General features: G+C 73.9%; 25 protein-coding genes and 1 tRNA gene. 12 read left to right on the forward strand and 14 right to left on the reverse strand.

What is annotated here, in order from left to right:
• Positions 1-187 precede the first annotated feature (187 nt).
• From NUM_RS36635 to larC, 3 genes are read left to right on the forward strand one after another with little or no spacing between them, the layout of a single operon-like run.
• Entirely contained in the window at positions 188-1,534 is a 1,347-nt protein-coding gene (locus tag NUM_RS36635) for a DUF2326 domain-containing protein (RefSeq protein WP_207129532.1), read from the forward strand.
• A gap of 23 nt (positions 1,535-1,557) precedes the next feature.
• Positions 1,558-2,385 carry a nickel pincer cofactor biosynthesis protein LarB gene (gene larB / locus NUM_RS36640; RefSeq protein ID WP_225919081.1) on the forward strand — a complete coding sequence of 276 codons (828 nt, stop codon included), beginning with the start codon at positions 1,558-1,560 and terminating at the stop codon, positions 2,383-2,385.
• Positions 2,382-3,728 carry a nickel pincer cofactor biosynthesis protein LarC gene (gene larC / locus NUM_RS36645; protein ID WP_207129533.1) on the forward strand — a complete coding sequence of 449 codons (1,347 nt, stop codon included), beginning with the start codon at positions 2,382-2,384 and terminating at the stop codon, positions 3,726-3,728. Before larB ends, larC begins: the two co-directional genes overlap by 4 nt.
• On the opposite strand, the gene NUM_RS36650 is transcribed toward larC, so the two are convergent.
• The 7 genes from NUM_RS36650 to NUM_RS36680 all read right to left on the reverse strand — a co-directional run bounded on the left by NUM_RS36650 (position 3,722) and on the right by NUM_RS36680 (position 9,393).
• Positions 3,722-5,344 carry a polyamine aminopropyltransferase gene (locus NUM_RS36650; protein WP_207129534.1) on the reverse strand — a complete coding sequence of 541 codons (1,623 nt, stop codon included), beginning with the start codon at positions 5,342-5,344 and terminating at the stop codon, positions 3,722-3,724. The two genes, larC and NUM_RS36650, sit on opposite strands and share 7 nt — an antisense overlap.
• 1 nt (position 5,345) lies before the next feature.
• Entirely contained in the window at positions 5,346-5,759 is a 414-nt protein-coding gene (locus NUM_RS36655; protein WP_370467128.1) for a DUF350 domain-containing protein, read from the reverse strand.
• Positions 5,760-5,780: 21 nt separating this feature from the next.
• Positions 5,781-6,920, reverse strand: coding sequence for a hypothetical protein (locus NUM_RS36660; protein ID WP_207129536.1), 1,140 nt, complete (start codon positions 6,918-6,920; stop codon positions 5,781-5,783).
• 83 nt (positions 6,921-7,003) lie between these two features.
• Positions 7,004-7,426: a DUF4247 domain-containing protein gene (locus NUM_RS36665; RefSeq protein WP_207129537.1), complete on the reverse strand. Its 423-nt coding sequence runs from the start codon at positions 7,424-7,426 to the stop codon at positions 7,004-7,006.
• On the reverse strand, positions 7,423-8,022 hold the full coding sequence (locus NUM_RS36670) for a DUF2617 family protein (protein ID WP_207129538.1): 600 nt from the start codon (positions 8,020-8,022) through the stop codon (positions 7,423-7,425). The genes NUM_RS36665 and NUM_RS36670 overlap by 4 nt, the downstream gene beginning before the upstream one ends.
• Complete coding sequence (locus NUM_RS36675; RefSeq protein WP_207129539.1) at positions 8,022-8,624, reverse strand: DUF4178 domain-containing protein; 603 nt, start codon at positions 8,622-8,624, stop codon at positions 8,022-8,024. Before NUM_RS36675 ends, NUM_RS36670 begins: the two co-directional genes overlap by 1 nt.
• Positions 8,625-8,787: 163 nt before the next feature.
• Complete coding sequence (locus NUM_RS36680) at positions 8,788-9,393, reverse strand: nitrogen regulation protein NR(II) (protein WP_207129540.1); 606 nt, start codon at positions 9,391-9,393, stop codon at positions 8,788-8,790.
• 309 nt (positions 9,394-9,702) lie between these two features.
• On the opposite strand from NUM_RS36680, the gene NUM_RS36685 reads away from it, so the two are divergent.
• Entirely contained in the window at positions 9,703-10,938 is a 1,236-nt protein-coding gene (locus NUM_RS36685) for an arginine deiminase (RefSeq protein ID WP_225919082.1), read from the forward strand.
• Between the two features lie 313 nt (positions 10,939-11,251).
• Here NUM_RS36685 and NUM_RS36690 read toward each other — a convergent pair whose 3' ends face one another.
• From NUM_RS36690 to NUM_RS36700, 3 genes are all read right to left on the reverse strand, one after another.
• Complete coding sequence (locus tag NUM_RS36690; protein ID WP_207129541.1) at positions 11,252-12,613, reverse strand: carotenoid oxygenase family protein; 1,362 nt, start codon at positions 12,611-12,613, stop codon at positions 11,252-11,254.
• 168 nt (positions 12,614-12,781) lie between these two features.
• A complete protein-coding gene (locus NUM_RS36695; RefSeq protein WP_207129542.1) occupies positions 12,782-14,413 on the reverse strand; it encodes a sensor histidine kinase in 1,632 nt (543 codons plus the stop codon).
• A 37-nt stretch (positions 14,414-14,450) separates the two neighbouring features.
• On the reverse strand, positions 14,451-15,137 hold the full coding sequence (locus NUM_RS36700) for a response regulator transcription factor (RefSeq protein WP_225919083.1): 687 nt from the start codon (positions 15,135-15,137) through the stop codon (positions 14,451-14,453).
• 151 nt (positions 15,138-15,288) lie between these two features.
• On the opposite strand from NUM_RS36700, the gene NUM_RS36705 reads away from it, so the two are divergent.
• The 4 genes from NUM_RS36705 to NUM_RS36720 are packed head-to-tail and all read left to right on the forward strand — an operon-like array spanning position 15,289 to position 18,839.
• The gene (locus tag NUM_RS36705) at positions 15,289-15,828 is read left to right on the forward strand and encodes a hypothetical protein (protein ID WP_030445523.1); all 540 of its coding nucleotides are present in this window, start codon (positions 15,289-15,291) and stop codon (positions 15,826-15,828) included.
• Positions 15,828-16,856 carry a peptidoglycan-binding protein gene (locus tag NUM_RS36710; RefSeq protein WP_207129543.1) on the forward strand — a complete coding sequence of 343 codons (1,029 nt, stop codon included), beginning with the start codon at positions 15,828-15,830 and terminating at the stop codon, positions 16,854-16,856. Before NUM_RS36705 ends, NUM_RS36710 begins: the two co-directional genes overlap by 1 nt.
• A gap of 17 nt (positions 16,857-16,873) precedes the next feature.
• Entirely contained in the window at positions 16,874-17,644 is a 771-nt protein-coding gene (locus NUM_RS36715) for an ABC transporter ATP-binding protein (RefSeq protein ID WP_207129611.1), read from the forward strand.
• Positions 17,637-18,839, forward strand: coding sequence for an ABC transporter permease (locus NUM_RS36720; RefSeq protein ID WP_225919084.1), 1,203 nt, complete (start codon positions 17,637-17,639; stop codon positions 18,837-18,839). Before NUM_RS36715 ends, NUM_RS36720 begins: the two co-directional genes overlap by 8 nt.
• A gap of 66 nt (positions 18,840-18,905) precedes the next feature.
• On the opposite strand, the gene NUM_RS36725 is transcribed toward NUM_RS36720, so the two are convergent.
• From NUM_RS36725 to NUM_RS36735, 3 genes are all read right to left on the reverse strand, one after another.
• Positions 18,906-19,862 carry a sigma-70 family RNA polymerase sigma factor gene (locus NUM_RS36725; protein WP_207129544.1) on the reverse strand — a complete coding sequence of 319 codons (957 nt, stop codon included), beginning with the start codon at positions 19,860-19,862 and terminating at the stop codon, positions 18,906-18,908.
• Positions 19,859-20,488, reverse strand: a complete 630-nt coding sequence (locus NUM_RS36730) for a nuclear transport factor 2 family protein (RefSeq protein WP_207129545.1) — start codon at positions 20,486-20,488, stop codon at positions 19,859-19,861. The genes NUM_RS36725 and NUM_RS36730 overlap by 4 nt, the downstream gene beginning before the upstream one ends.
• Positions 20,489-20,762: 274 nt before the next feature.
• Entirely contained in the window at positions 20,763-21,704 is a 942-nt protein-coding gene (locus NUM_RS36735; RefSeq protein WP_207129546.1) for an ADP-ribosylation family protein, read from the reverse strand.
• An 80-nt stretch (positions 21,705-21,784) separates the two neighbouring features.
• On the opposite strand from NUM_RS36735, the gene NUM_RS36740 reads away from it, so the two are divergent.
• Positions 21,785-22,336 (forward strand): RNA 2'-phosphotransferase, encoded by a 552-nt coding sequence (locus tag NUM_RS36740; RefSeq protein ID WP_207129547.1) that lies wholly within the window; start codon positions 21,785-21,787, stop codon positions 22,334-22,336.
• Positions 22,337-22,689: 353 nt separating this feature from the next.
• Here NUM_RS36740 and NUM_RS36745 read toward each other — a convergent pair whose 3' ends face one another.
• Entirely contained in the window at positions 22,690-22,980 is a 291-nt protein-coding gene (locus NUM_RS36745; RefSeq protein WP_207129548.1) for a DUF1330 domain-containing protein, read from the reverse strand.
• A gap of 208 nt (positions 22,981-23,188) precedes the next feature.
• Between NUM_RS36745 and NUM_RS36750 the strand changes: the two genes are divergently transcribed.
• From NUM_RS36750 to NUM_RS36760, 3 genes are all read left to right on the forward strand, one after another.
• A complete protein-coding gene (locus tag NUM_RS36750) occupies positions 23,189-23,923 on the forward strand; it encodes a hypothetical protein (protein ID WP_207129549.1) in 735 nt (244 codons plus the stop codon).
• 66 nt (positions 23,924-23,989) lie between these two features.
• Positions 23,990-24,062, forward strand: a tRNA-Arg gene (locus tag NUM_RS36755).
• A gap of 631 nt (positions 24,063-24,693) precedes the next feature.
• On the forward strand, positions 24,694-25,728 hold the full coding sequence (locus tag NUM_RS36760) for an ATP-dependent DNA ligase (protein ID WP_207129550.1): 1,035 nt from the start codon (positions 24,694-24,696) through the stop codon (positions 25,726-25,728).
• Positions 25,729-26,336 lie beyond the last annotated feature (608 nt).

Genomic DNA, 26,336 nt, shown 5'->3' on the forward strand with positions numbered 1-26,336 from the left:
CAGAATCGGGTGCAGCGCTCTTGATCTCCCGGGCTACGGAGTAGGGACCGTGTTACGCGAACTCGCAAGCGATCTCCCCGGATTCCGAGCTGCCCGATTTGCCCCAGGTCTCAACGTTGCGGTACTCGACTCGACCACCACCGCCGAGCCCACCGAACCGGGACCCCGGCACGTCGCGCCGGAAACCGTGCAGGACATCATCCCGGCTCGACGCGGCCGGGCCAGTGTCGTCGGGTACACCCCGCTCGGCGAGCAGTGGGCCCGCGACCGAGCCGCGGCCGCCGCCTCGACCGAGGCGGACACCGGCCGGCGCGGCATCGGCCGCAGCCGGTTCGCCGCCGCGCTCGACTTCTCCCTCGGCGGCAGCGGCACCGTGCGCGCCACCGCGGCCCGGCAGGAACTCGCCGAGTCGTCCAGCACGGTGCGGTTCACCGGCGCCGGCGAGACGGTCACCGCGACCCGCTCCGGCGCCAACCCGGGCGAGCTGTCGGTGCACTCCAGCGGTACCGACGCCCAGCCGTGGACGCTGCCGCTCGCCGATTGGCAGCAGTGGCTCGGCCAGACGCTGTTCGGGCTGACCGGCGCCGACGACGAACCGTCGTACCGGTCGCTGATGGCGTACTACCTGCGCGACGCCGACCACGGCGGGCTCAACGACCCGATCCGGCACCACGCGAAGCAGCCGGCGGTCGAGTCGCTGCCGCCGCTGGCGCACCTGTTCGGGCTGGACCCAGCGCTGGTCGAGGCGGCGAAGACGCTGCAGGCCTCGCGCCGGCACCTGCGTTCCAGCCAGCGCGGCGACACCGACCTGCCGAACGGGCAGCGGCTGTCCGACGCGACCGCGAGCCGTGACCTCGCCAACCTGACCGCCGAGCTCGCCACCCTGGAACTGGAACGCGCCGAGGCCGCCGCCGACGCCAGCTGGCGGTCCACCCGCGCGGTCGCCGGCGGGCTGGCCACCGACCCGGTCGCGGCCACCGCCGCGCTGGACGCGAAGCTCGCCGCGCTGCGGGCCCGCCGCGCCGCGGTCGCCCGGTACGCGGACGCGCACGCCGAGCTGCAGCGGCAGGCGCTGGAACTGCGCGAGAGCGTCCGGTCCGACCTGCGCGGCCGGCACGACCGGCTGACCGCGGCCAGCAACCTGTTCACCCGGTACGCGTACGAGATGTTCGGGCCGTCGAGGCCGGCCGCGCTGACCGTCGCGGCCCGCGACCACGGGTACGCGTTCTATCCGGTGCTCGGCGGCGAGCCCGGTGCCGGGGTCGGCGCGATGACGCTGTTCTGCTTCGACCTGGCGATGGCCGTCACCGCGCACCGGGCCGGCACCGGCCCCGACTTCCTGCTGCACGACCGCGCGCTGTACGCGGACCTGCCGGTCGCCGATGCGGCCGCGGCGCTGGACCTCGCCGCCCGGGTCTGCGCGGTCGAGGACATGCAGTATCTGGTGGTGCTGGACCAGCCGAAACTGGCCGAAGTCGGCCGCTACGACCCGGCCCTGTCGTACCACGAGTGCACCGTGCTGACCGCCATCTGACGCACCGCCGTAGGGTGGGCGACGTGGATCGGGACGAGGCACGGCGCCTGCTCGCCGCGGTGGCGAACGGGGCCACCGGAGTGGACGAGGCGATGCGGCGCCTGGAGAGCGGCGTGTTGGGCGACGGCGGCGGCTACGCCGATCTGGGATTCGCCCGGATCGACACGCATCGCGCGCTGCGCACCGGTGACCCCGAGGTGGTGTACGCGGCGGGCAAGACGACCGAGCAGGTCGCCGCGATCGTCAAGCACCTCACCTCGGCCAACCCGAACCGCCCGATCCTGGTCACCCGGGCCGACGACGCGGCCCGCGCCGCGGTACGGGCGGCCTGCCCCGACGGGCACCTGCTCGAGGACGCCACCGGTCGGTGCGTCGCGCTCGGTCCGCTGCCCGAGATCCCGCGCGGCCGCGTCGCCGTGGTCTGCGCCGGTACCTCCGACCTGCCGGTCGCCGCGGAGGCCACGTTCACCGCGCGGGTGTTCGGCGCCGCGGTCGAGCAGATCACCGACGTCGGCGTCGCCGGCATCCACCGCATCCTGGCCGCCCGGCCGGCGCTGGACCGGGCCGACGCGGTCGTCGTGGTGGCCGGCATGGACGGCGCCCTGCCGTCCGTGGTCGGCGGCCTGACCGGCCGGCCGATCGTCGCGGTGCCGACCTCGGTCGGCTACGGCGCCGCGTTCGGCGGCCTCGCCGCGCTGCTCACCATGCTCAACTCGTGCGCCCCCGGCGTCGCCGTGGTCAACATCGACAACGGTTTCGGCGCCGGACTGTACGGCGCGCGCATCGCCCGGCAGACCGACTCCGGCACCGACCGCGACACCCTCGGTACGGTCACGGAACTGCCCCGATGATCGGCTGGCTGGACTGCGCCAACGGCGCCAGCGGCGACATGTTCCTCGGTACCCTCGTCGACGCCGGCGTGCCGCTGGAGCACCTGCAGGCGATGGTGTCCGCGCTGCCGGTCGAGCCGATCCGGCTGACCGCCGAGTCGACCAGCCGGCACGCGATCGCCGCGACGAAGGTGCACGTCGAGGCGCCGGAGAGCCATCACCACCGGCACTGGTCGGACGTCCGGGAGATCGTCACCGGCGCGGCGCTGCCGGCGGCGGTCCGCGACACCGCGCTGGACGCGTTCGGCCGGCTCGCCGCCGCCGAGGCCGAGGTGCACGGCACCTCGCCCGAGGAGGTGCACTTCCACGAGGTCGGCGCGCTGGACGCGATCGCCGACATCGTCGGTACCTGCGCCGGCATCGCCTGGCTGCGCGAGCATCGCGGCCTGACCGACCTGTCCGCCGGGCCGCTCGCGCTCGGCTCCGGTCGGGCCCGCGGCGCGCACGGCGCGATCCCGATCCCCGGCCCGGCGGTACTCGGCATCGTGGCCGCCGCGTCGATCCCGGTCACCGGCGGCGACCTGCCGTACGAGGCGTGCACCCCGACCGGGGCCGCGCTGCTCGCCACGCACGTCGCACGGTGGCGGTCGATGCCGCCGCTGCGGGTCACCGGTACCGGCGTCGGTGCCGGCGGCCGGGACCCGGCCGAGACCGCGAACGTGCTGCGCCTGGTTCTCGGCGAGCCGGCCGACCTGCGCCCGGCCGGCCGCCCCGAGGCCGGCCCCGGGACGGACCGTGCCGGCACGGCCGCCGGGGCAGCCGGGCCCGACGCCGCCGACCGGCCGCACGCCGCCGCCGCCGAGGGGCTGGCCGCCGCGGACCAGCCGCGCGCCGCCGCGCCCGACGAGGCGGAGGCGCTGGTACTGGAGTGCAACGTCGACGACCTGGATCCGCGGCTGTGGCCGGCGGTACTGGCGAGGCTGCTCGCGGCCGGCGCCGCGGACGCCTGGCTGACCCCGATCCTGATGAAGAAGGGCCGTCCGGCGCACACCCTGTCGGTGCTGTGCCGCGCCGAGCACGCCGCCGCGGTGCGCGGCATCGTGTTCGCCGAGACCAGTTCGATCGGGCTGCGCGCGCACCCGGTACGGAAGTTCCCGCTGGACCGGGCCGAGCGCGCGGTGACCGTGGGCGGCCGGTCGATCCGGGTCAAGGTGGCCAGCGACGACGGCAGCGTCGTCAACGTCTCGGTCGAGTACGCCGACGTCGCCGCCGCGGCAGCCGCCCTGTCGCTGCCGGCCAAGCAGGTCCTCGCCCGGGCCACCGCCGCCGCGGCCGAGCTGTACCCGGCCGGTGCGGCTCAGTAGTTCTTCCACTCCTCGCGTTCGAGGTCGATGATCCGCGGGTGGGTCAGCGTGGACGGCTCCTCGCGCCGGCGGGCCCGGTCGGCCGGGAACACGGTGGACGCGCGCAGCACCCCCGGGGTGAGGAACCTGGTCTTCGGGGCGTCCGGCGCGAGCGTCGGGGTCGGCGCCGTGCGCGCGCCGGCGAGCACGAACCCCCAGTCGCCGAACGACGGCACGTCCACGTGGTACGGCGTGGGGTGCCAGCCCGCCGCGCGCACCCCGGCCTCGATGCACCAGTACGACCGGGGTGCGAAGTACGGTGAGCCGGCCTGCACGACCAGCCGCCCGCCTGGCCCCAGCACCCGGTGCAGCAGCGTGTAGAACTCGGTCGAGTAGAGCTTGGCGGTGGCGGTCGAGTCCGGGTCGGGCATGTCCACGACGACCGCGTCGTACCGGTCGCGCTGCGACTTCAGCCAGGTCATCGCGTCCTGGTTGACGACCCGGACCCGCGGATCGTCGAACGAGTGCCGGTTCAGCCGGCTCAGCCGCGGATCGTGCCGGGCCAGCCGGATCATGTCCGGATCCAGCTCCACCAGCGTCGCCTGCCGCACGTCGGGGTAGCGCAGCACCTCGCGCAGCGCCAGCCCGTCCCCGCCGCCGAGGACGAGCACCCGGTCGTGCCGCCCGGACAGCGCCGGATGCACCAGCGCCTCGTGGTAGCGGTACTCGTCGACCGAGCTGAACTGCAGGTCGCCGTCCAGGTAGAGGCGGACGTCCGGCTGCGACACCGACAACGACTGGGTGAGCACGATCTCCTGGTAGTGGGAGCGCTCGGCGACCACGATCGGGTCGTCGTACAGCGCCTGCCGGGCGCTCACCTCGAACCGCCCGGCCAGCCCGTACGTGGTGGCGAGCAGCACCGCGACGAGCGCGGCGAGCACCGCCAGTACGGCCCGGGAGCGGCGCGGCAGGCTGCGCCGGAACACCCCGAGGACCAGCCCCAGGCCGGCCACCGCGTTCACCGCGCCGACCAGCAACGCGCCCTGGACCAGCCCGAACACCGGCAGCAGCAGGAACGGGAAGGCCAACCCGCCGAGCAGCCCGCCCACGTAGTCGACGGCGAACAGGTCGGAGACCGCCGAGCCGACCTCCTGCCGGCGGATCCGCTGCAGCAGCACCATCAGCAGCGGGATCTCCGCGCCGATCAGGCAACCGACGGCGAACGCGATCGCCACCATCGCCGGCACGTACAGGTCGAGCCAGGCGTACGCGGCGTACAGCCCGAGCACCGACAGCCCGCCGAGCAGCGCCAACGCCACCTCGACGCCGGCGAACGCGGCCGCGGCCCGGCGCTGCAGCGGCTTCGCCGCGAACGCGCCGACCCCCATCGCGAACACCATCACCGCGAGCACGATCGACGCCTGGCCGACCGCGTCCCCGATCAGGTAGCTGCCGAGCGCGACCAGCGCCAGCTCGTACACCAGGCCGCAGGCCGCGCACAGGAACACCGCGAGCAGCACCGCGAACCGGGCCAGCCGCCGGTGCCGCGGCCAACCCGTCCCGGCGCTCTCGCCGTCCCCGGCGTCCTCGGAGGCCGGGTCGGGCCGGGCGGTGGTGAGCTCGTCGGGTACCGCCATGTCAGGAGATCGCCGCGGCGGTGATCGCGCCGACCGCCAGGTTGACCGCGGCGGTGACCCAGACCGCCGGGTGCGGTGCCTCGTCGACCAGCAGCGCGCCGAGCCGCCCCGGCGTCGCCAGGTCGAGCAGGACGAACGCCACCGCCATCACCAGGATGCCGAGCACCCCGTACAGCGCGGTGGACAGCAGTCCGAGCAGCAGGCCGTCCTCGCTGGTCAGGATCGCCGTGGTGACGATGATCGCGACGGCGGCGAGGCCGGAGACGAGCACCAGGGCGGCGTTGCGGTTGCGCTGCTCCCAGATCTGCCGGCGCAGGTTGCCGGGCGTGACCAGATCGACGAGCAGGTACCCGAGGGCGAGCAGCGCGATGCCGACACCGCCGTAGGCGAGGGCCGACAACAGGCCGCTGAGCATCTCTCTCACTGCGGATCCTTCCTACTGCGGCGGCTGCGGTGGTAGCGGACGGGGCGGCTGCGGCCCGGCCGGCTGGACGCCCGACCACGGGTCCGCCGGCACCGAGCCGGGTCCGGGCGGCCCGGCCCGCGGCGGCACCGGGGGAGGACCGTCCGGTGCCGGCGGTACCGACGGCGGGCCGTCCGGCAGCGGCGGGGCCGGCGGGGGCCCGGCCGGAGGCGGTGCCAGTGGTGGCCATCCGGCCGGTGGCGGTGCCTGTGGTGGCCGTCCGGCCGGTGGCGGTGTCTGTGGTGGCCGTCCGGCCGGTGGCGGTCCCGCTGGTCGCCGCGGTGGCGGAGCGCCGGGTGGGCCGGGCCGCGGTGGTGGACCGCTGGGCGGGCCGGACCGCGGTGGTACGGGGCGGGGGCCGGACGGGCGCGACGGTGGGGCGCCGGCCGGGCGGTACGGCGGGCGCGCCCCGCCGCCGTAGGCGGCGCGTGGCCCCGACGGCGGTGGTGGGGTGCGGCCGGCGTCTCGGCGGCGCCGGACTCCCCACACCACCAGGCCGCCGGCGGCCAGCAGCAGCACGATCGCGGCGATCGCGAACGCCTTGTTCGCCCGCCACCGGTCGGACCCGGCCTCGGGCGGCACGCGGACGGTCGACGTCGGTTCGTCGGTCGCCGCCGGCAGCGGGTCGGCCGCGCCGCGCTCGGACAGCATCAGCGGCAGCGCCTCCAGTACCGCGATGGTCGAGCCGGCCGGGTCGTCGGTGAGCGTCTTGTCGGTGACGCCGACGTCGGTCAGTTCGTCGATGCTCGGCAGCTCGCCCAGGTCGCCGGAGCTGCGCAGGACGGCAGTCTCGCTGTCCGCCGCCTCGCTCGACTCGGGCGTCCAGGTCACGTCCACGTCGAAGACCACCCAGCGCTGGCAGCCCGACTCGTCGACCGCCTTGCCGGCGCCCTCGTTGGAACCGACGCCGTGGTTGGGTGTTCCGGCGTTGTCGACGGACAGGTCCCAGCCGTAGCAGATGCCCTGCGCCGCGGTCGCCTTCGCCAGGTCGGTGGCCAGCGCGTCGGCGTCCGAGGCGAGCAGCAGCCCGTTGTCGGTACCGCCGTCGTCGGACGAGACCGACGACACGATCCCGGCCGAGCAGAGGCCGATCAGGCCCAGCACGACCACCACGCCGACGACGATGCCGACGCGGGGGTTGGTCGTGCCACGGGCACCCGGCTGGGCGGGCCGCGGACGAGCGGGGCCTGGCCGGGTCACTTCCCGCTCCCCGGCCCGCCGCCGCGGAACTTCTCGCCGCTGCCGCCGGGGATGGTCCAGTAGCCGCCGACGTGGTGGTAGTAGTGCCGGTAGCCGGACCGGAAGCCGTCCACCCGGATCACCGAGCCGCGTCCGCGCGGCGTCACCGCGATCATCGTGTCGCTGTACCGCAGGTAGACGCCGGAGCCGTCCACCACGCGGCCGGCCGGGCGCCAGTGGTCCGCGATCGTGTGGGCGACCGCGGTCGGCGTGCCGGCGGCGGTGAACGCCCGGGCGGTACCCGAGTCGTACCGGACGGCCCGGGTGTAGTGGTCCGAGACGTAACCGCGGGGCGAGCCACCGACGAGGAACCAGCCGCCGACCGCGAGTCCGAGGGCGCCGGTCACGCCGGCGGCGGTGAACAGGTGCCAGGGTTTCACCGGGTCCGTGCTCCTTCCGGGGCGGGGATCGCCGCCGACGGACCGGACGATCCGCCGGCGGGTACGGCGTGGCGGGGCAGCCCGCGACCCGGCCTGGCCGGCGGCGCTGTCACACCCACCAGCACGACCGAACGGGTGCAGACCAGTTCGCCGGTCTGCGGGTAGGTGTGCCAGGTCTGCCAGCCGAGCCCGGTCGGCTCGGCGAGGAGGATGGTCATCGCGTCGTCGAGGCCGCCGAACTCGCAGACCAGCGCGTGCTCCACGCACCGGTACCGGTCGCGCAGCCGCGCCGCGCGGTGGGCGAACCGCGCCGGCCCGAGCGTCTCGACGACACTGCGGAACTCGTACCCGGCGGTGCCCCAGGACCGGTCGTGGCGGGCCGGCAGCGGGTCGGCCGCGCCGGCCAGGCAGGCCACCACCTCGGAGTGTTCCCGGCCGTCGAGGCGCAGTACGGCCTGGTGCGAGGCGCCGAGCAGGCGCAGTTCGAGCGGGCCGACGGTGAGCATCCGGAGCGCGTCGAGCCGGGGCCGGTCGACCGCGTAGCTCAGGTCGGCGGCGCGGGTGTCGACGAACGGTGTCGCGATGGTGGCGTGCATCAGCGAGCGGTGAACACGCGCACGTCCCGCCGGGCCAGTCGCTGCCCGCGGGCGAGTTCCCAGCCGCCGCTGCCGTACTTCTCGAAGCCGAGCAGCGCGTCGCCGTCGCCGGCGTAGTCGTGGTAGCTCATGGTGCCGGCGGCGGCCAGCCCGGTGCTGCCCTCGGACCGGTAGTCGGCGGTACCGGACTCGTCCGAGACGAACCGGGCGCCGTCCTGGTGCACCACCCGCGGCCCCGGGGTCAGCTCGCTGCCGCGCACCTCCGTCCACAGCGCGAGCAGCAGGTCGGGGTCCTCCTCGACCGACAGCCACACCTTCGCGCCGTGCGCGTCGTCGAGCAGGTGCTCCGACCAGCGCGAATCGCCCTCGGTGAACCGCAGCGTGCCGCGCACCGACCAGGTGGCACCGCGGACCTCCACCGTGTCGCCGGCCGCCAACCGGCGTGGATCGCCGGTGAGCACGTCGGTCTCGGTGTCGGCGAACGGGTCGGTGACGACCGGAGGTGTCGGGACGCGCCGCCGGGAGCGCAGCCAGAGCAGCAGGATCACGACGACGAGCAGCGCCACGATCGCCGACAGCAACGCGACGATCACCGTCGTCATCGTCCGGACCTCCGTGCGGTGTCGCAGGGGATGCTCGACGACACGGGCGCGTGGCCGTCGAGGCGACTTCGCAGACGGTAGCAACCCGCCGCCAGCTTCCGGCAGGTCAGCGCGGCCGGAGACACCACGCCGGACCGGCGGGAAGAACCAGCTGCCGGGCCGGTCAGACCGGGTGGAAGAAGGTGAGCGAACCGATCAGGGTCGCGTCGTGGTGCAGCGGCGTGGCGATCGCGTCGACGGTACGGACGTGGGAGCCGTGCCGCAGCCGCAGCAGGCCGCGGGACAGCGCGCCGGTGGCGAGGGCGGCGAGCGGCGGCAGCTTCGTCAGCTCCCACTCGGCGAGCCGGTCGCCCGCGGCGGTGAAGTCGACCGGGTGCAGCAGCCCGTCGAGCAGCCCGCGGCCGACCATGGCGGCCGGCTCGGGCAGGCCGAGCAGGTCGAGCGTGGCCGGCGCGCAGGCGGTGACCAGCCCGGTCGCGTTCAGCAGCAGGCACGGGTCGGTGGCGCCGGCGACGACGGTGATCCAGCCGCGCAGCACCGCCTCGGCCGTGTCGGGCCGCTCCGGCGTACCGGGCACCGCCAGCCCGGCGTCGACCACGGCGCGGGCGGTGGCCGGGGTCGCCGCGGCCGGCGTCGACGCCGGGAACTGAGCGGGGACCAGCGGCGAGGTGGGGGTGGGGACGGCTGGCGAGGAGCGAGGCTGCTCCTCGCTGAGCGACAGATCGACGTGCACGGTTCCTCCCCAGCGCCGAGCTGACCGTGTGCTCATCGCGGCTAACAGTAAGCGAGAGGTGCGACAGGACGGTATGAGCCGTCCGTTACCGGACAGACCGTCGGATCGACGTCGAGTGCGCAGGTCCGTCCCCGCGCGGCGGCCAGCGCCCCGCCGCTCTCCTCGTACCCTGACGAGGTCGGTTCGGGGCGGTCTGTCGGAACCTGCCGGATCCAGGGCAATGCTGGCCGCCTGGTCGGCACGTCCGAGTGGCTCCGCCACCCGAACGCGCTCCGCCGGGCCGGCCCTGCCGGGACCTCGCCAGCCATCCGACGCCACCCTGGACCGACCTCTAGGCTCGGGGGCGTGACGACCTCAACGACCGGGCACAGCGCGGTGCCCGACCGCACGCATCGAGTGGACACCGAGGTGGGGCGGCTGCGCACGGTGCTGCTGCACCGGCCCGGCCCGGAGCTCGCTCGGTTGACCCCGCGCAACAACGACTCGCTGCTGTTCGACGGGATCCCGTGGGTGGAGCGGGCCCGGGACGAGCACGACGCGTTCGCCGCGGCGCTGACCGGGCGCGGTGTCGAGGTGCTCTACTTGGCGAAGCTGCTCGCGGAGACGCTCACGGTGCCGGATGCGCGGGCCGAGCTGACCGAGGCGGTACTGGCCGATCACCGGCTCGGCGACACGCTGCGCCGCCGGGTGGCCGACTACCTGGCCGGACAGACGCCGGAGGCGCTGGCCACGGTGCTGACCGCGGGCCTGGCGCACGAGGAGCTGCGTACCGGCGGGGGGTTGGTCTACGCGCTGATGGACCGGCACGAGTTCGTCATCGACCCGCTGCCGAACCTGCTGTTCACCCGCGACTCCAGCGCCTGGGTCGGCGACCACGTCGCGGTCACCAGCCTGACCATGCCGGCGCGGTCCCGGGAGACCACGATCACCCGGGCCATCTACCGGCATCACCCGCGCTTCGCCGGCACCCCGCTGCTGTACGAGCCGAGCCTGGAGCACGTCGAGGGCGGTGACGTGCTGCTGCTCGCGCCGGGCGTGATCGCGGTCGGGGTCGGTGAGCGGACCACGCCGGCGGGGGCCGAACGGCTGGCCCGGCGCTGCTTCGACCGGGGCCTCGCGCACACCGTGCTGGCGGTACCGATCGCGCAGGACCGGGCCACGATGCACCTGGACACGGTCTGCACGATGGTCGACGTCGACGCGGTGGTGATGTACCCGAACGTCGCCGACCGGCTGGCCGCGTACACGGTGACCGCGTGCGGGTCGGACGAGGTGGCGGTGGCCGGGCCGGAGCCGTTCCTGCCGGCGGCGGCGAAGGCGATGGGCATCGACACGCTGCGGCTGATCGACACCGGGCTGGATCCGGTGACCGCCGAGCGCGAGCAGTGGGACGACGGGAACAACACGCTGGCGATCGCGCCGCGGCTGTGCGTGGCGTACGAGCGGAACACCGAGACGAACGCCCGGCTCGAGGACGCGGGGGTCGAGGTCATCCGGATCGCCGGTTCGGAGCTGGGATCCGGTCGGGGCGGCCCGCGGTGCATGTCGTGCCCTATCCACCGCGACCCTGTGGATAACTGACCAGCCCCTGTGGACAACCCGGTGGACAGCCGCGCCGTCCGGTGGATAGCTGTGGACAACCCGGTGCGGAACGGCGCCCCGGTGGGCTGCGCCGAACCGGTTTCGGGCTCCGCGCGCACCCGCAACGCGCCGTGGCGGGCACCGGCGCGGCGCACCCGCAGCGCACCGCCGGCGGCGCGCGCCGGCAGCGCACCCGGGACGGGACCGGCGCGGTACCACCCCCGTGGGTACCGCGCCGGAGAGCGCTTTCCGTCTGCCCTGTCGGACCCGGCCGGCGGTGCCTGTGGACAGCCGCGGCCGGGTTGTCCACAGGTCAGTCCGGAAGCCAGCAGCCGTGGAAGCCGGCCGGTACCCGGCGGGGCAGCAGCACCGCGCCGACCTCGGTGAGGTCACGGGCGTCCAGGCAGCGCAGCTCCGAGCCGCCCGGGGTGGACACGATCGACAGCAGCCAGCCCTCGTCCTCGGCGGCGCCGTCCCGGGCGGCGACGAACTCCGCCTCACCGGGCCTGCCGGCCACGTCGACCGCGGTGACCGCACCGGACCCGGTGTCGTACTTGACGATCTCGGTGTCGCCGACCGTGTACCGGTAGCGGCTGGGCCGGCCGACCAGCGCGTCGTTGATCGTCGGGAACTCGACCGAACGGTCGTCCAGCTGCTGCTCCGCCGCCGTGCCGGCGACCGGGTCGATCGTCCACCGGTACAGGCTGGCGCCGGTCGCCGCGTCGCTCGCGACCACCCCGCCCGCCGCCCGGCTGGCCCCACCGGTACGCCCGCCGCCGGCGTGCGCGGCCTCGCTGCCGGCGGTGGCGCCGCCGATCCCGGACCACTCGGCCAGGAACGAGCCCGGCGTGTACCGCACCGCGTCGAGGACCACGTTGCCGGCGCTGTCCTCGTACGCGTTGCCGACGTGGAAGACGTAGCACGGGTCGATGTCGATCCAGCGCACCGGCCCGCCGCCGAGCGGCATCACGCCGAGCCGCGCCCCGTACCCGTCGTTCCACTGGTACGGCATGCCGCGGCCGAGCAGGTGGGCGTCGAACACGACCGGCAGGTCGAGCCAGATCGCGTGGTGCTCGGTGATCGCGAAGTCGTGCATCATCGTCGGCCCGGGCACGTCGATCACGCGGGTGTCGAGCAGCTCCCCGGCGGCGGTGAGCCGGTGGTAGGTCAGGTACGGCGGGAGCGCGCCGTAGCCGAAGACGTGCAGGTCGCCGGTGGCCGGATCGAGCTTGGGGTGGGCGGTGAACGCGGTGGTCAGCCGTCCGCCGAAGTCCACCGGGCCGACCGTGCCCAGCTCCGGGGTCAGCTCGTACGGGAAGCCGGACTCGACCAGGGCGAGGATCTTGTCGTCGTGCCGGACCACGCTGGTGTTGGCCGGCACCGCGGTGCGGTCGACGCCGCGCTCGGAGACGAACGGCTTGCCGGCCAGGCTCGCCGTGCGCACCCAGCGGTTGCGGTACCACTCGGCACGGCCGTCGCGCAGCCGCACACCGTGCACCATGCCGGGGCCGGCGAACCAGTGGCCGGGGTCCTGGCCGGGCAGCGGGTTCGGCCCGTTCCGGAAGTACCGGCCGGTCAGCTCGGGCGGCAGCGCGCCGCGGATCGGCAGGTCGACCGCGTCGATCTCGTCCGGGACGGGGGCGAGCAGGCCCTCCAGGTATGCGGTGTCGGTCATGGCCGCCTCCAATGATTCACCATCGACATGTCAAAACTAGAACCTCTGGTGCTGACATGTCAATACTGGAATGATGATCCTTCCCCTGACCCCAGCGTGGTCGATCGGCAAACGCCCTGCCGCGAGTCCGCCCAGATGCCGTCCTCGCGGCAGGGCGTGCGAGGACCGCTAGATCAGCGGCAGGGCGACGGTGAAGGTGCTGCCCGACCCCGGCGTGCTCACCGCGGTCAGGCTGCCTCCGTGGTCGGTCACCAGCTGCCGCGCGATGGTCAGCCCGAGGCCGCTGCGCCCACCGCCGCGGGCCGGGTCGGCCCGCCAGAACCGGTCGAACAGGTGCGGCAGGTCGGCCGGATCGATGCCGCTGCCGGTGTCCGTCACGTCGAGCCGGGCCCGGCCGTCACCGGCGGCGACGGCCAGCACGATGCGACCACCGGCCGGCGTCGCGGCCAGCGCGTTGCGGATCAGGTTGCCGACCGCCTGCCGCAGCCGCTCCGGGTCGCCGGACACCCCGGCCGGCCCATGCCGCTCGACGGCGAGCGTCACGCCGGCCGCCTCGGCGTTCCCGGAATGCGCGGTACGGCACGCCGCCGCGACTTCGCCGAGATCGACCGGCTCCCGGTGGTAGCTCAACGCACCCGACTCGGCGAGCGCGAGTACCTGGAGGTCGTCGACGATGCGCTGTTGCAGCAGCGCCTCGTCGTGCAGCGAGGCGAACAGCTCCGGGCTGGGCGGCAGTACCCCGTCGGCCAGCGCCTCCAGGTATCCGCGCAGGTTGGCCAGCGGCGTACGCAGCTCGTGCGCCACGTCCGCGATCTGCTGCCGCTGCCGCTCCTCGCTCGCCGCGAGCGATGCGGCCATCCGGTTGAAGGCGCGGCCGAGCTGGGCGATCTCGTCCCGCCCCGACACCGGCACCGGGCCGGCGCCGGCGCCGTCGCCGAGCTGCCGGGCGGCCGCCGTCAACGCCCGTACCGGCCGCAGCACGCGCCGGCTGAGCAGCACCGCGGCGGCCACGGCCGCGAGCGCCACGATGCCGGCGACCAGCACCGTCGGGCCGGCACCGATGGCCGGGTCCGTCTGCCCGCGGGCACCGACGTACACCCGCACCGAGTCGGGTGCGTACCTCCCGACGTGCGCGGCGAACCAGCGGTTCAGGCACGAGCCGAAGGCGGTCGTCGCGTCCCGCAGGCAGGCACGCAAGGCGCGCTTGAAGTCCTTGGCCTCGGCCGTCGACGGTGCCGCCCGGTCGGCGGAACTCCGGCAGCGATGCTCGGCCGCCGAGCCACCGCCGGTCGGGTGGTACTCCGGGACCCCGGCCGGCCCCGTCGTGGCCAGTACGGCGCCGCCGGCCGCCTGCACGCACCGCGCGTACCCCGACTCCCGCACGTAGCTGGTGAACGAGGACCAGACCGTGGTCAGGGTCTGCCCCTGGCCGGCCCGGTCGGCCAGCCGCAGTGTCGGCCGCGGGTCGGCGAGCGTGGCCGGCCCGACCACCGCCCGGGCGGGACGGCCGGCCAGCAGGTCGGAGTCGGCGACCAGGTCACCGGACACGGTCTCCACCCGTACCCGCAGGCCGGTGCGCCGCGAGATGGCGGTCACCGTGGCGGACACCCCGGACCAGCCGGCGTGCTCCCGGCCGTACCGGCCGAGCTCGTCGGTGACGCGCAGCACGTCCCGGTTGGCGGCGGTGACCGAGTCGGTGAGCTGACCGGACGCCTGGTGCAGGGTCAGCCACGCGGTCGCCACCGTCGCGGTGACGGCGATCAGCAGCGTCAACGCGAGTACCCGGAACCGGAAACTCACCCGGACCCCGACTTCGGCCGTACCCCGGCCGGCCGGCTCACCGTGGCTCCCGCAGCCGGTAGCCCCGGCCGTACACGGTCTGCACGTACCTGGGCGCGGCCGGATCCGGTTCGATCTTGCGGCGCAGGTTCATCACGTGCGCGTCCACCGTACGGGCCAGCACGTGCTGGTCGAAGCCGAAGACCCGGTCGATGATCTGCGCCCGCGTCAGCACCCGTCCCGGCTCGGCCGCGAGCGCCCGCAGGATTGCGAACTCCTTGCCGGTCAACGACACCGGGCGGCCGGCGACCCGTACCTCGAAGCGGCCGGCGTCGATCGTCAGGTCGTCGACGACCAGCACGTCGTCGTCCGCCGCACCGCGGCCGGCCCGACGCAGCAGGGCTCGTACCCGGGCAACCAGCTCGCGCGGGCTGTACGGCTTGGTCAGGTAGTCGTCGGCGCCGAGGTCGAGGCCGAGCAGCAGGTCGTTCTCGGTGCTGCGGGCGGTCACCAGCAGGATCGGCAGGTCCGACTCGGCGCGCAGGATCCGGCACACGTCGAGCCCGTCCACGATCGGCATCAGGACGTCGAGCACCACCAGATCCGGAGCCTGCGCCCGGGCGCGTTCCAGCGCCGCCCGGCCGTCGCCGACCACGGCGACCGCGTGCCCCTCCCGCTCCAGGTAGATCCGCAGCAGGTTCGCCTGCTTCGGATCGTCCTCCGCCACCAGCACCCGAGCCGCCACACCGCACCTCCCGGCGACACAGTACGGGCGGCCCGGCCGTACGGGCAGGGGACGCGGACGGCGGCACCGGTACCGAACGGGATCTTCAACGGTTCTTCATCGGTGTGCTCCTAGCGTCGCCGGCGTTGCGTACCCGAGTCGAGGAGATGCCGTGCGCAAGCACCTGATCTGGGTCGCGGCCGTCGCGACGTTGGCGTTGAGCGGCTGCGGCGGAAGCACCGGTCCCCAGGTGGCGTCGGCCGGCGGGAAACCGTCCGCGGCGAGCAAGAGCGACGAGCGCACCGCGTACGTGGACGGGGTCCGGGAGTGGGTGAAATGCCTGCGCAAGCACCACGTACAGGTGTCGGATCCGGATTCGAAGGGGAACGTCGAGTTCACCGGCGACAAGGCGAAGCTGAAGGCGGACCCTGCCTTCCGGGCCGCGCAGGAGGCGTGCAAGGACAAGGTACCGCCGCTCCCGCCCGACCTGGAGGACCGGCCCACCCTGTCGCCGCAGGAGATCGCCAAGCGGCGGCAGTACGCGAGGTGCATGCGCTCGCACGGCGCGCCGGACTATCCGGATCCGGGCGCCGACGGCTACTTCCCGGACCCCGAGGGCAACCAGGACGGCGCCGGCCTGCGGCGCGCCACCAAGGCATGCGCGTCCATCCTGGGCCTCCAACCCGAACCCACCGGCAAGGCCAAAGGCTGATGCGTCGTCGCATCCGTACCGCCGCGATCGCGGCCGGAGCGGTCGCGGTGCTGGTCGTGGCGGGCGCGGCGGCGGTCGGGCTGGGCGGCCGGCACCCCGCGGCGACCGGCACCAGCCCGAAGTCGACCGGCACGGCCACGGTGGTGCGCCGCGACCTCGTCCGGTACGTCTCGGCGGACGGCGAGGTCGGCTACGGCGCCAGCGCCCCGGTGACGTGCAAGGCGGCCGGCACGGTCACCTGGCTGCCGGCCACCGGTAAGACCGTCTCCCGCGGCGAGCAGCTCGTCCGGGTCGACGACCGTCCGGTGGTCCTGCTCTATGGGACCCTGCCGATGTACCGGGAGCTGAAGGACCGCACGGTCGGCAACGACGTGCGCCAGTTCGAGCAGAACCTCGCCGCGCTCGGGTACGGCGACTTCACCGTCGACGACACGTACTCGCCGTTGACCGCGGCGGCGGTCAAGCGCTGGCAGCACGATCTGGGCGTACCCGAGACCGGCACCGTGGCCGCGGCCGACGTCGTGATCCAACCCCACGCGGTACGCGTGGCGCGGCGCCTGGTGCGCCCCGGCGCCGCGAGCCCGGCCGACGTGGTCTCCGTCGGCGGCAGTACCAAGGTCGTCACCGCCTCGTTCGGTGAGGACGACGCGGACTGGGCGAAACACGGGGCGTCGGTCACCGTGACGCTGCCCGACGGCGGGGTCGTCGCGGGCACGGTGGCCTCGGCGAACCTCGGCGTCAGCGACAACGAGCCGGTGGTGCGCGTGACGGTACGGGTGGCCGAGGACCAGCGGCTCACCAACGCGGCGAAGGTGGTCGTGCGGCACGTGGCGCAGCGCCACCGCGGCGTGCTCGCGGTACCGGTCGACGCGCTGCTCGCCCTCGCCGAGGGCGGCTACGGCGTGGAGACGGTCGTGGCCGGGCACAGCCGGCTCGTCGCCGTGCACACCGGCATGGTCGCCGACGGGCTGATCGAGATCTCCGGCACCGGGATCCACGCCGGCACCACGGTACGGGTGCCGCGGTGACCGCGCCGGGCGTCGAACTGGTGCGGATCACCGGGGTGACGAAGACCTACCCGGGCCCGGTGACGGCGCTGGCCGGCGTCGATCTGACGATCCGCGCCGGCGAGTTCGTGGCGATCGTCGGACCGTCCGGGTCGGGCAAGTCGACGCTGCTGCAACTGCTCGGCACGCTCGACGAACCGACCTCCGGCACGGTACGGATCGCCGGACACGACATCGCCGCGCTGCCGGACCGGTCCCGTTCGGCGCTGCGGGCCGGCACGATCGGCTTCGTGTTCCAGCAGTTCCACCTCGCCGCCGGGGTCCCGGCCGACGAGAACGTCGCCGACGGCCTGCTGTACGCCGGGGTACCGCGGCGGCGCCGGCTGCAGGCGGCGCGGGAGGCACTGGAGCGGGTCGGTCTCGGGCACCGGCTCGACCACCGGCCGAACGAACTGTCCGGCGGCGAACGGCAACGGGTCGCGATCGCGCGGGCGTTGCTCGGCTCGCCACCGCTGCTGCTGGCCGACGAACCGACCGGCAACCTGGACTCGGCCGCCGGCGAGACCGTGCTGGCGCTGCTCACCGACCTGCACGCGACCGGTACCACGGTCGTCATCATCACCCACGACCGGAGGATCGCGGCCCTGCCGCCGCGCCAGATCGCGGTCCGGGATGGCCGTGTCGTCGCCGACACCGAACAGGACGGGCATCGTGCACGGACATCGGAGCCGGCTCGGGGCCCGGTGCGGGCGGCGGAACCGGATCCGGGCCCGGCGCAGGCAGCGGACTGGGGTGGGCGTCGTGGGTGACCGGTCCGGAGCGCCGCGGCCGGCCCGCCTGTCCGTCACCGACGCGATCCGGTTGGGCGGTGCCGGTCTGCGGACGCGGCCGCTGCGGGTGATCCTGTCCGCCCTCGGGGTGGCCATCGGCATCGGGGCGATGATCGCCGTGGCCGGCATCTCCACGTCCAGCCGCGCGCAGCTCGACCAGCAGCTGGCCCGGCTCGGTACCAACCTGCTGACCGTGGTCCCGGCACAGACGCAGACGGGCGAACCGGCTCAGCTGCCGGTCGAGTCCACCCGGATGATCCGGCGGATCGGCCCGGTGACCGCGGTGTCCGCGACCGGGGAGCTGACCGCGCACGTCTACCGCAACGACCGGGTACCACCCGGCCAGACCGGCGGCATCGACGTGCTCGCGGCGAACGCCGCGCTGCCCGGCACGGTCTCCGCCCACCTCGCCGCCGGCTCCTGGTTCAACGCGGCCACGGCGCGCTACCCGGCCGTCGTCCTCGGCTCCGTCGCGGCCCGCCGGCTCGGCCTGCCCGGCCCTGGCGTACGGGTGTGGCTGGGCGATCGCTGGTTCGTCGTGGCCGGCGTGCTGCAACCGGTGGCGCTCGCGCCGGAGCTGGACAGCGCCGCGCTGGTCGGCTGGTCCGCGGCACGCACGTACCTGCACTTCGACGACCATCCGACCCGCGTCTACGTGCGCGCGGTGGAGGAGCAGATCCCGGCCGTACGCGCGGTGCTCGCCAACACCGCCAACCCGCAGCGACCCGGTACCGTCTCGGTTTCCCGGCCGTCGGATGCGTTGCGCGCCAAGCAGGCCACCGACGCCACCCTCACCGCCATGCTGCTCGGCCTCGGCGCGGTCGCGCTGCTGGTCGGCGGCGTCGGAGTGGCCAACACGATGATCATCTCGGTGCTGGAGCGGCGCGCCGAGGTCGGGCTACGCCGCGCGCTCGGCGCCACCCGTGGCCAGATCAGGCTGCAGTTCCTCACCGAGTCGCTGCTGCTGTCCGGGCTCGGCGGCGCCGGCGGCGCGGTCATCGGCATCCTCGGTACGGCCGGTTACGCGACGAGCCGAGGGTGGCCGGTGGTGGTACCTGTCTGGGCGTCGGTCGGGGGCATCGCGGCCACCGTGCTGATCGGCGCACTCGCCGGCCTCTACCCGGCGGTCCGCGCCAGCCGGCTGGCGCCCGCCGCTGCCCTGTCGATGCCCTGAGCGACGTGCCGTCCGGTGTCCGCGGCCGGACGGCACGCCAGGTCGTTCGCCGGCCGGCGGTGGCCATCAGCCGGCCGGCCCAGCCGTGCTGGCAAGGTGCGGGAGGCCGAACCGGGGGAACAGCGACGGGTCGTGGATCATGTCGATCCGGGCGACCCCGTCCGGGCCGAGCGTGAGCAGTTGCAGGGTGTGCGCGCGGGCCACGCCGCCGTGGCCCCGCACGTACAGCCCGAACGCCGGCTGGCCGTTCGCCATGGTCGGCAGCAACCGCCGGCCGGGCCGGGTCAGCCGCCGGCGCAGGAACTCCGCCACGTGGTCCCGGCCGCGGAACCAGGTCGGGATCGGCGGCATCTCCAGCACCGCGTCGGCGGCGAGAACCCGTACCAGCTCGTCGATGTCGGCGTTCTCGAACGCCGCCGCGTACCGGTCGAGCAGGGTGCGGCGCGCCGGATCGGCCGGCTCGGCCAGGTCGTACCCGTCGGGTGCGGTACGGGCCAGCTGGGCGCGGGCCCGCTGCAGCGCGCTGTTGACCGCCGGGACGGTGCTGTCCAACAGATCGGCGACCTCGTCGGCGTGGAACACCAGCACGTCCCGCAGGATCAGTACGGCGCGTTGCCGGGCCGGCAGGCGCTGCAGTGCGGCGACGAACGCGAGCCGGATGCTGTGCCGCGCCTCGGTGATCGCCGCCGGATCCAGCTCGGTCGCGGAAACCGGCTCCACCCAACCGATCTCGGCGTCCCGCGGGTCGATCGGGCCGGCCGGGTCGGTGGCCGGTGCGCCCAGCCCGGACGGCAGTGCACGACGCGCGCGGCCCTCGATCGCGCGCAGGCAGGCGCGGGTGGCGATCCGGTACAGCCAGGTGCGTACCGACGAGCGGCCCTGGAACGCGTCGAACGCGCGCCAGGCCCGCAGGTAGGTCTCCTGCACCGCGTCGTCGGCGTCGTGCGGCGAGCCGAGCATCCGGTAGCAGTAGGCGAACAGTTCCCGCCGGTACCGCTCCGCCGCGTCCTCGAACGCGGTCACCGGCCGACCTGTGCGGTGTCGAACACCACCGTGTCGGCGGCGACCCGACCGCCCCGTACCGTGACGTGGTCGACGGTGCGCAGGGTGCCGAACGGGCCGGTGTGCATGTCGTGGCAGACCACCGCGCTCTCGTCGTCGCCGAACGCGGCCACCACGTCGATCCCGGTCACCACCTCGGCGAACTCGCCGATCGCCGCCGCGACCGCCGCCGCACCGGTCACGCGGGTACGCGGGCTCTCGAAGACCACCTCGTCGTGCAGCAGCGCGGTCACCGTCGCGAGGTCACGCTTGCCGAACGCCTCGACGAACGCCACCGCGACCGGCACCGCCGCGCCGACCGGCCGGTACTCGCCGAGTACCGTCGCTGTCCGCCGGGTCGGCCCGTCCGCCAACCGGGCACCCAGATCGCGCTGGAACCGCCCGAACGCCTCGACATCCGGCAACACCGGATCGCCGGTGGTCGTCGCCAGGTGCACGAACTCCGTGCCGTCCACCTGCATCGCGGTGTAGCCCAGCCCCGCCGGCCGCTCCCGCCGCAGCTGCGCGAACACCGCCTCGATCAGCCGCCGGTTCTCGGCCGCCGCGTCCTCGTGTGTCCGGTACCGCACCACAACCGTCTCGCCCATCGCGCGCTCCCTCGCCTCCGTACCCGTCACCGGTACAGATCCGTCGCGCCACCGAAACTCATCGCCGCCCCGGACGATCCGGTTCCCGCTCACCGCCTCGCCGTACCGGGCCCGCGGGCCAGCGCCGGCGAGTCAGTGCTGTCCGGTGAGCGAGGTCGGAGGCGCGCGACCTGGTCGGCGCGGCCGGAGGTGTGTGCGGTGTGGCCCGGGGCGGCCGGGCGAGCGCGGTCGGTCGGCGCGGTCGGATGTGTGCGGGCCGGCCGGTGCGGGTGGGTCAGTGCGGGCGGGTCAGGACGCTGACGGTACGCAGGTCGCGGTGCGCGGCGTGCGTCTCGGCGATGCCGGCGAGCGCGTCGCGGCCGAGCGCCCGGTACGCGCCGACGAGCAGGGCGAGACCGCGCTCGCGGTACTCGTCCGCGTCGAGCCAGTGCAGCTCGCCACCCACCGCGAGGGCGTACGCCGGCTGCCCGGCGGCGAGCTCGCGTTCCGCGTCGGCGATCAGGCCGTCCGCGTCCGGCCCGCCGGCCCGGAAGATCCGCAGCCGCTGCTCCGAACGCGCCAGCCGCGGATCGCCGGAATCCGGTGGCAGCGAAGGGAACAACGACACCGCGGTCGCCTGCCGCGGCGACCGTGCCCAGGTGGGCAGTCCGTCCGCGGCCACCGCCTCCCGGTCGGCCGCGGCGAACCAGTCCAGCGCCGCCGACAGCGGCCGGAGTTGCCGGGCCTCCGGACCGTCGGTGCCGTAGTCGGCGGCCACCGCGTCGATCCGGTGCCGGAGCTGGACGAGCAGCGTGGCCGCGCCGTTCGTCCACGTCTCCGCCGAGTCCCGGGCCCAGTTGAACACCACGAACGCGGGCAGCTGCGCCGGATCGTCGTACCACAGTCCGAAGTGCAGGCCGTCCGAGTCGCCGCTGAGCACGGTGACGAACTCGGCCGGATCGCACCGGTACCGGCCGTGCAGCCGCTCGTCCAGCCCGTCGGCGCCGACCAGCGACAGCCCGTCCGGCGCGAGGTACTCGGTGAGGCCGAACGGGGCGACGCCGAGCTGGTTCAGGCCCGCCCGCTCGGCGTCGTCGGCGCTGTGCCAGAGCGCGGCGAACACCGCGAGATGCCGCGGCACTCGCAGCCCGTACGCCCGCTGCACCCGCTCCTCGACCGCCGGGAACCGGGACCGGATCTCCGCCAACGTCCGCGACCGCCGCGCCTCGTCGTCCACCGCCGCATCGTAGGCCACCCGGGCCAGCGCCGGTGATTACCTTGTCGCGCAACGACTCTGGCATCGTTACCATCGGCGGCATGGTGGTCGACGACGTGACGTTGAGCCGGGCGGTGTCGCACGCGCTGCGGCACGAGCCCTGGCTGTACGAGCTGGAGCTCGACCGGGAAGGCTGGACACCGGTCGACCAGCTGCTGCACGCGCTGCGGGAACGCGGCGGCGACTGGGCGGCGGTCGACCGCGACGCGGTGCGGCGGATGATGGCCTCGGCCAGCAAGCAACGCTTCGAGCTCGACGGTGACCGGATTCGCGCCCGGTACGGGCATTCGCTGGCCGGCCGGATCCACCTGACCCCGGGCACGCCGCCACCGCGGCTGTTCCACGGTACGGCGCCGGACACCGTGCCGATCATCCGCACGCAGGGCCTGCGCCCGATGGGCCGGCAGTACGTGCACCTGTCGGTCGACGTCGAGACGGCGCGCTCGGTCGGGCAGCGCAAGAGCGGCCGGCCGGTGCTGCTGGCGGTCGATGCGGCCGCGGCGGCCGCCACCGGGGTCGTCTTCTACCGCGGCAACGACCGGGTCTGGCTGGCCGACGCGATCCCGCCCGAACAGCTCGAACCGTTGGCCTGACGCCGGTCCGACCGGCGGCACGGTGGGCCGTTGGCCGGCAACCGGAATCGGATGGTTGGCCCGAATCAGGCGATCCGCCGTAGTCGTCGCGACCGGGCGGATAGATTACGAGAGGTGTCGGACCACGCACTATCTGAAGAATGGCGACGCGGGGGTTCCGCGTACACGGTGCGTGCCGGCACCATGACGTGGTCGACACCATCCCCCCGGTGCTCGAACTCGAAACCGCCCCGCTCGGCTCCCGCCGGCGGGGCGGTTTCATGCCCGGCCCGGAACCGCCGAACGCCGCGCACCCACGGGCCGGTGCCGGTGCCGGGTCGTCGGTCCGTCGTGGTCGGCGCGGGCCCCTGGCGTCAGTCGCCTTCGACGATGACGACGTCGCAGTCGATGTGATCGGTGCGCAGCGGCCGGATCCGCACGTACTCCGGCGACTCGTACCAGCCGCGGGCGTGCTCGACGTCCGGGAACCGGATCACCACCGCATCGCCCGGCCAGCTGCCCTCCCGTACCTCCAGCGCGCCGCCGTGCACCAGGAAGGTGCCGCCGAACGGATCGAGGGTGGCCTGCACGAGCTCCAGGTACCGCCCGACCTCCGGCGGCAGCGGGTCCGGCGGGCGAAGCTGCGCGATCACGTACCCAGCCATGGTTCGACTCCTGTCCCGGGCCGCCCCGCAAACGCCGTCGGGGGACCGCCCGTACTGGCAGCAATGAGACAGAGGCCACGCTAGCCGTCATGATCGTCGCCGGTCGGCGAACTGTCCGAAACACGCAGGTACCCGTCGTCGGGACCGGTCCCGCCCGGCCGGCCCGATGCTCGGTACCGGTGACGATCCCGGGACGGAAGGCGATCCGATGACACGCGTGGGCCGGCTCGGTACGGTCGTCGTCCTGCTCGCGGCGCTCGCCGGCTGCGGCGCCCAGCAGCACCGGCCGACCACCGGCGAGCTGATGTCCCGGTACTTCCGGTCCACCCACGTGCGGCACGACCTGTACGCGGGAGCCACCAGCGCCGACCGGCTCGCCCAGTTCGCCGCCGAGGGCGGCCCCGAGGCCATCGTGGCCAGCATGTTCAGCGTGTACGAGTGCATCGACGCCGACTACCTGGAGCAGCAGCGCGAAGAGGAGCGGTACCGGACCTACGCGGGCGCCTGCCCGACCGCCGACGCCCAGCGGCGCGCCGAGCGCTTCGCCGGCCGCGACGGCACCGTGTACACCCGGCGGATCCTGATCGAGCACCACGACGGCAGCCTCGACCTCGGCACCGTGTACGTGCCCAAGCGCCGGCACGGCGGCACCGAGCTGGTCGACCGCGACGGCGGCGAGTACCGCAGCCTGGACGACTTCCGGCAGCACAACGCGACCCTCCACGGCGACGACTGGATCGTCACCCTGCAGCAGATCACCTCGGTACCGGGCCACGGCCGCATCGTCACCGTCACCGGCCACACCGCCCCCGACCGCCGCCCCTGGCTGTACGCGGGCATCGCCCTGGCGCTGCTCGTCCTCGCCGGCGCCGCCCTGCTCGTCGTCCGTGCCGTGCGCCGCCGCCGCACCCCCGACCCGCTGCTCGAACGGTGGTCCGCCTGAGCCCCGCCGTACCGCCCGGAGGAGCCGGAACCGGCCGTGTTAGAGTTACCGCCGGTTTCACCAACTGCGCCCGTAGCTCAACGGATAGAGCATCTGACTACGGATCAGAAGGTTGGGGGTTCGAATCCCTCCGGGCGCACCCTTTTTTCCACCCTTGAAAAGGTCCTGACCAGGGACGTTACTTTTTTGCGAACTCTTCTCATGTTCGATGATCATCGACACAGTGCCCGAGTCGTGCCCGAGCGGTGCCCGAGGCAGGTCGAACCCAAGATCAAATTCCACAATGTGGGATCCCTCTCCGTACCGAGAAGAGACTACGTTATGTAACTGCCGCGGGGAGATGCCTGGGTTGTGCGAGGTCGAGGTCGTAGCCCGACCGTCATGGCGGCCCACCACCCGAACCGGTAGCCACGACACAAGGCCCCTCACTTCGGAGGGGGTCTCAGCTCCGGCTACCAGTCCGCCGAGCCAGCATGACCGCCCTTGCCTAGCCTGACGCCCACGATGTCGGCGCACGCCGACCTCGGCGACGCCTGGTCATCGACTCCGTATAGGTACTGGGTGGCCGACCGGTTCAGATGCTCGATCGCGGAACCCGCGACATGCCCACCGGACCCTGAAACGGGCCGATAGGCCCCGGAGCGAGACAGGGCTAGGTTAGGGCTGCGGGCTTGTTCGCCGGATGTCGACGCCGGTGAAGTTGTCGCCCGGGCGGGTACGCAGGCGGGTTCTTGGCCTGTGGCTGCGGCGGCCGGGCCGATGATCACGATGTGCCGTGGGGTCACCCGCCGATCGAACTGATGCTCGCCGCGCCGGTCGCCGAGCTACCGATGTCGAACCCGGCCGGCGGTAATCGGTTCGAACCGAAGATGGACGGCTGGCGCACGGCCGTGGTCTGCACCGAGGAGCGGCGGCCACAACTGAGATCCCGCAACGGTAAACGCCTCGACGCCTATCTGCCGGACCTGCGTCGGGCGATCACGCAGCTTCCCGCACGCACCGTCTTGGATGCCGAGGCGGTGGCCTGGAATCCTCGTGGCTACACGGACTTCGCTGGGTTGCAGCGGCGGCTGGTCGCAGGCCGTGGCCTACAGCTTCACGCGGCCCGGTTCCCGGCCTACCTCATCGTGTTCGACGCCCTGATCATCGCTGCCCGCGACTGGCGTGACCGGCCGCTGGTCGAGCGTAGGGAAGCGCTGGAACAGTTGCTGGCCACATCGCCGGATAGGTTGCTGCTGTGCCCGCAGACCGACGATCTCGCCGAAGCACAGGCCATGGCGGCCGAGATGCAACCGTTGGGGGCAGAAGGACTCGTCATCAAACCGGCCGCCAGCCGCTATCGGGGCGGCCGGGCTCGTACCCGTAGCCCTAATCGGTGGACCAAGTGGAGGCTGCGACACTCCGCCGAGGCCGTGGTCGGCGGGATCACTGGCAGCCGTGCCCGACCGGAAACCTTGCTGCTGGGCCGTTTCGATGCCGAGAACCGACTGCGCGTGGTCGGCCAGACGACCCGCCTGTCCGACGGTCAAGCCGCCGAGATCGCTCCACTGCTTCAACCTCCCGGCATCGGTCGCCAACGCCCTACTCATCCGTGGCCGCAGCCACTTCCAGCCGGGCGCCTGACCCGCTTCGGACAGCGGGATGCGTTGCCTTACAAGCAAGTCGAGCCAGACCTCGTGGTGGAGGTGTCGGCTGACACGGCATTCGAACTGGGGCGCTGGCGACATCCGCCGCGGTACCAACGAGTTCGAGCAGACCTGTCGCCGTGGTCGACTCCGCCCCACCGCTGGGATATCGCAGACTGATCGCATGCCGAGAACGAACTCCGACCCGCAGGTTCTGCGGTGCTCGTGGCCACCGCCGAGCACCCCGACGACACGTGGTGGCGGCTGGAGCGCCCGACGTGCGAGAAGTGCGGGCGGCCACGGGTCTGCCACCCGCAGTTCCGGATGGACGATCGCCGGTGCGGCAGGTCCGTACCGTCCGGCTCAGCTGCGCCACCGAGGAGTGCGAGGTCGACATCCCGCTTTGCGGCGGGCAGTAGCCGGATGCCACCGCGTCGCTGCACCGGCCCGGCAGATGGTCATCGGGTGGACGCCGATGAGGAGCGGCGCGCCGCGGTACGCTGTCGCCCGGCTGGAAGATCCCGGACGGCATCGCGGAGTACCGCCGTCGCGGCGCTGGCGGGCGGGGCCCGGGCCAGGCACGTCGCGTACCCGACCCGGCCGCGGGAGCCGTGGCTTGTCGTGTTCACTGACGCCGGCGGCGACATCGCCGAGCTGACGATCCCCGCCGCTTCCGCCGCTGAGGCGGTCGGACAGATGGAGCGGCGCGCTTGATCAGCTTCCGTCGGCGCGGGTTTCGCGGAGGATTACAGGGTTTGTAGTTTCGTAGTTTCGCGAGCGCACGAAAA

It is taken from the genome of Actinocatenispora comari (assembly GCF_017312725.1).
GTDB classification, from domain to species: Bacteria; Actinomycetota; Actinomycetes; order Mycobacteriales; family Micromonosporaceae; genus Actinocatenispora; species Actinocatenispora comari.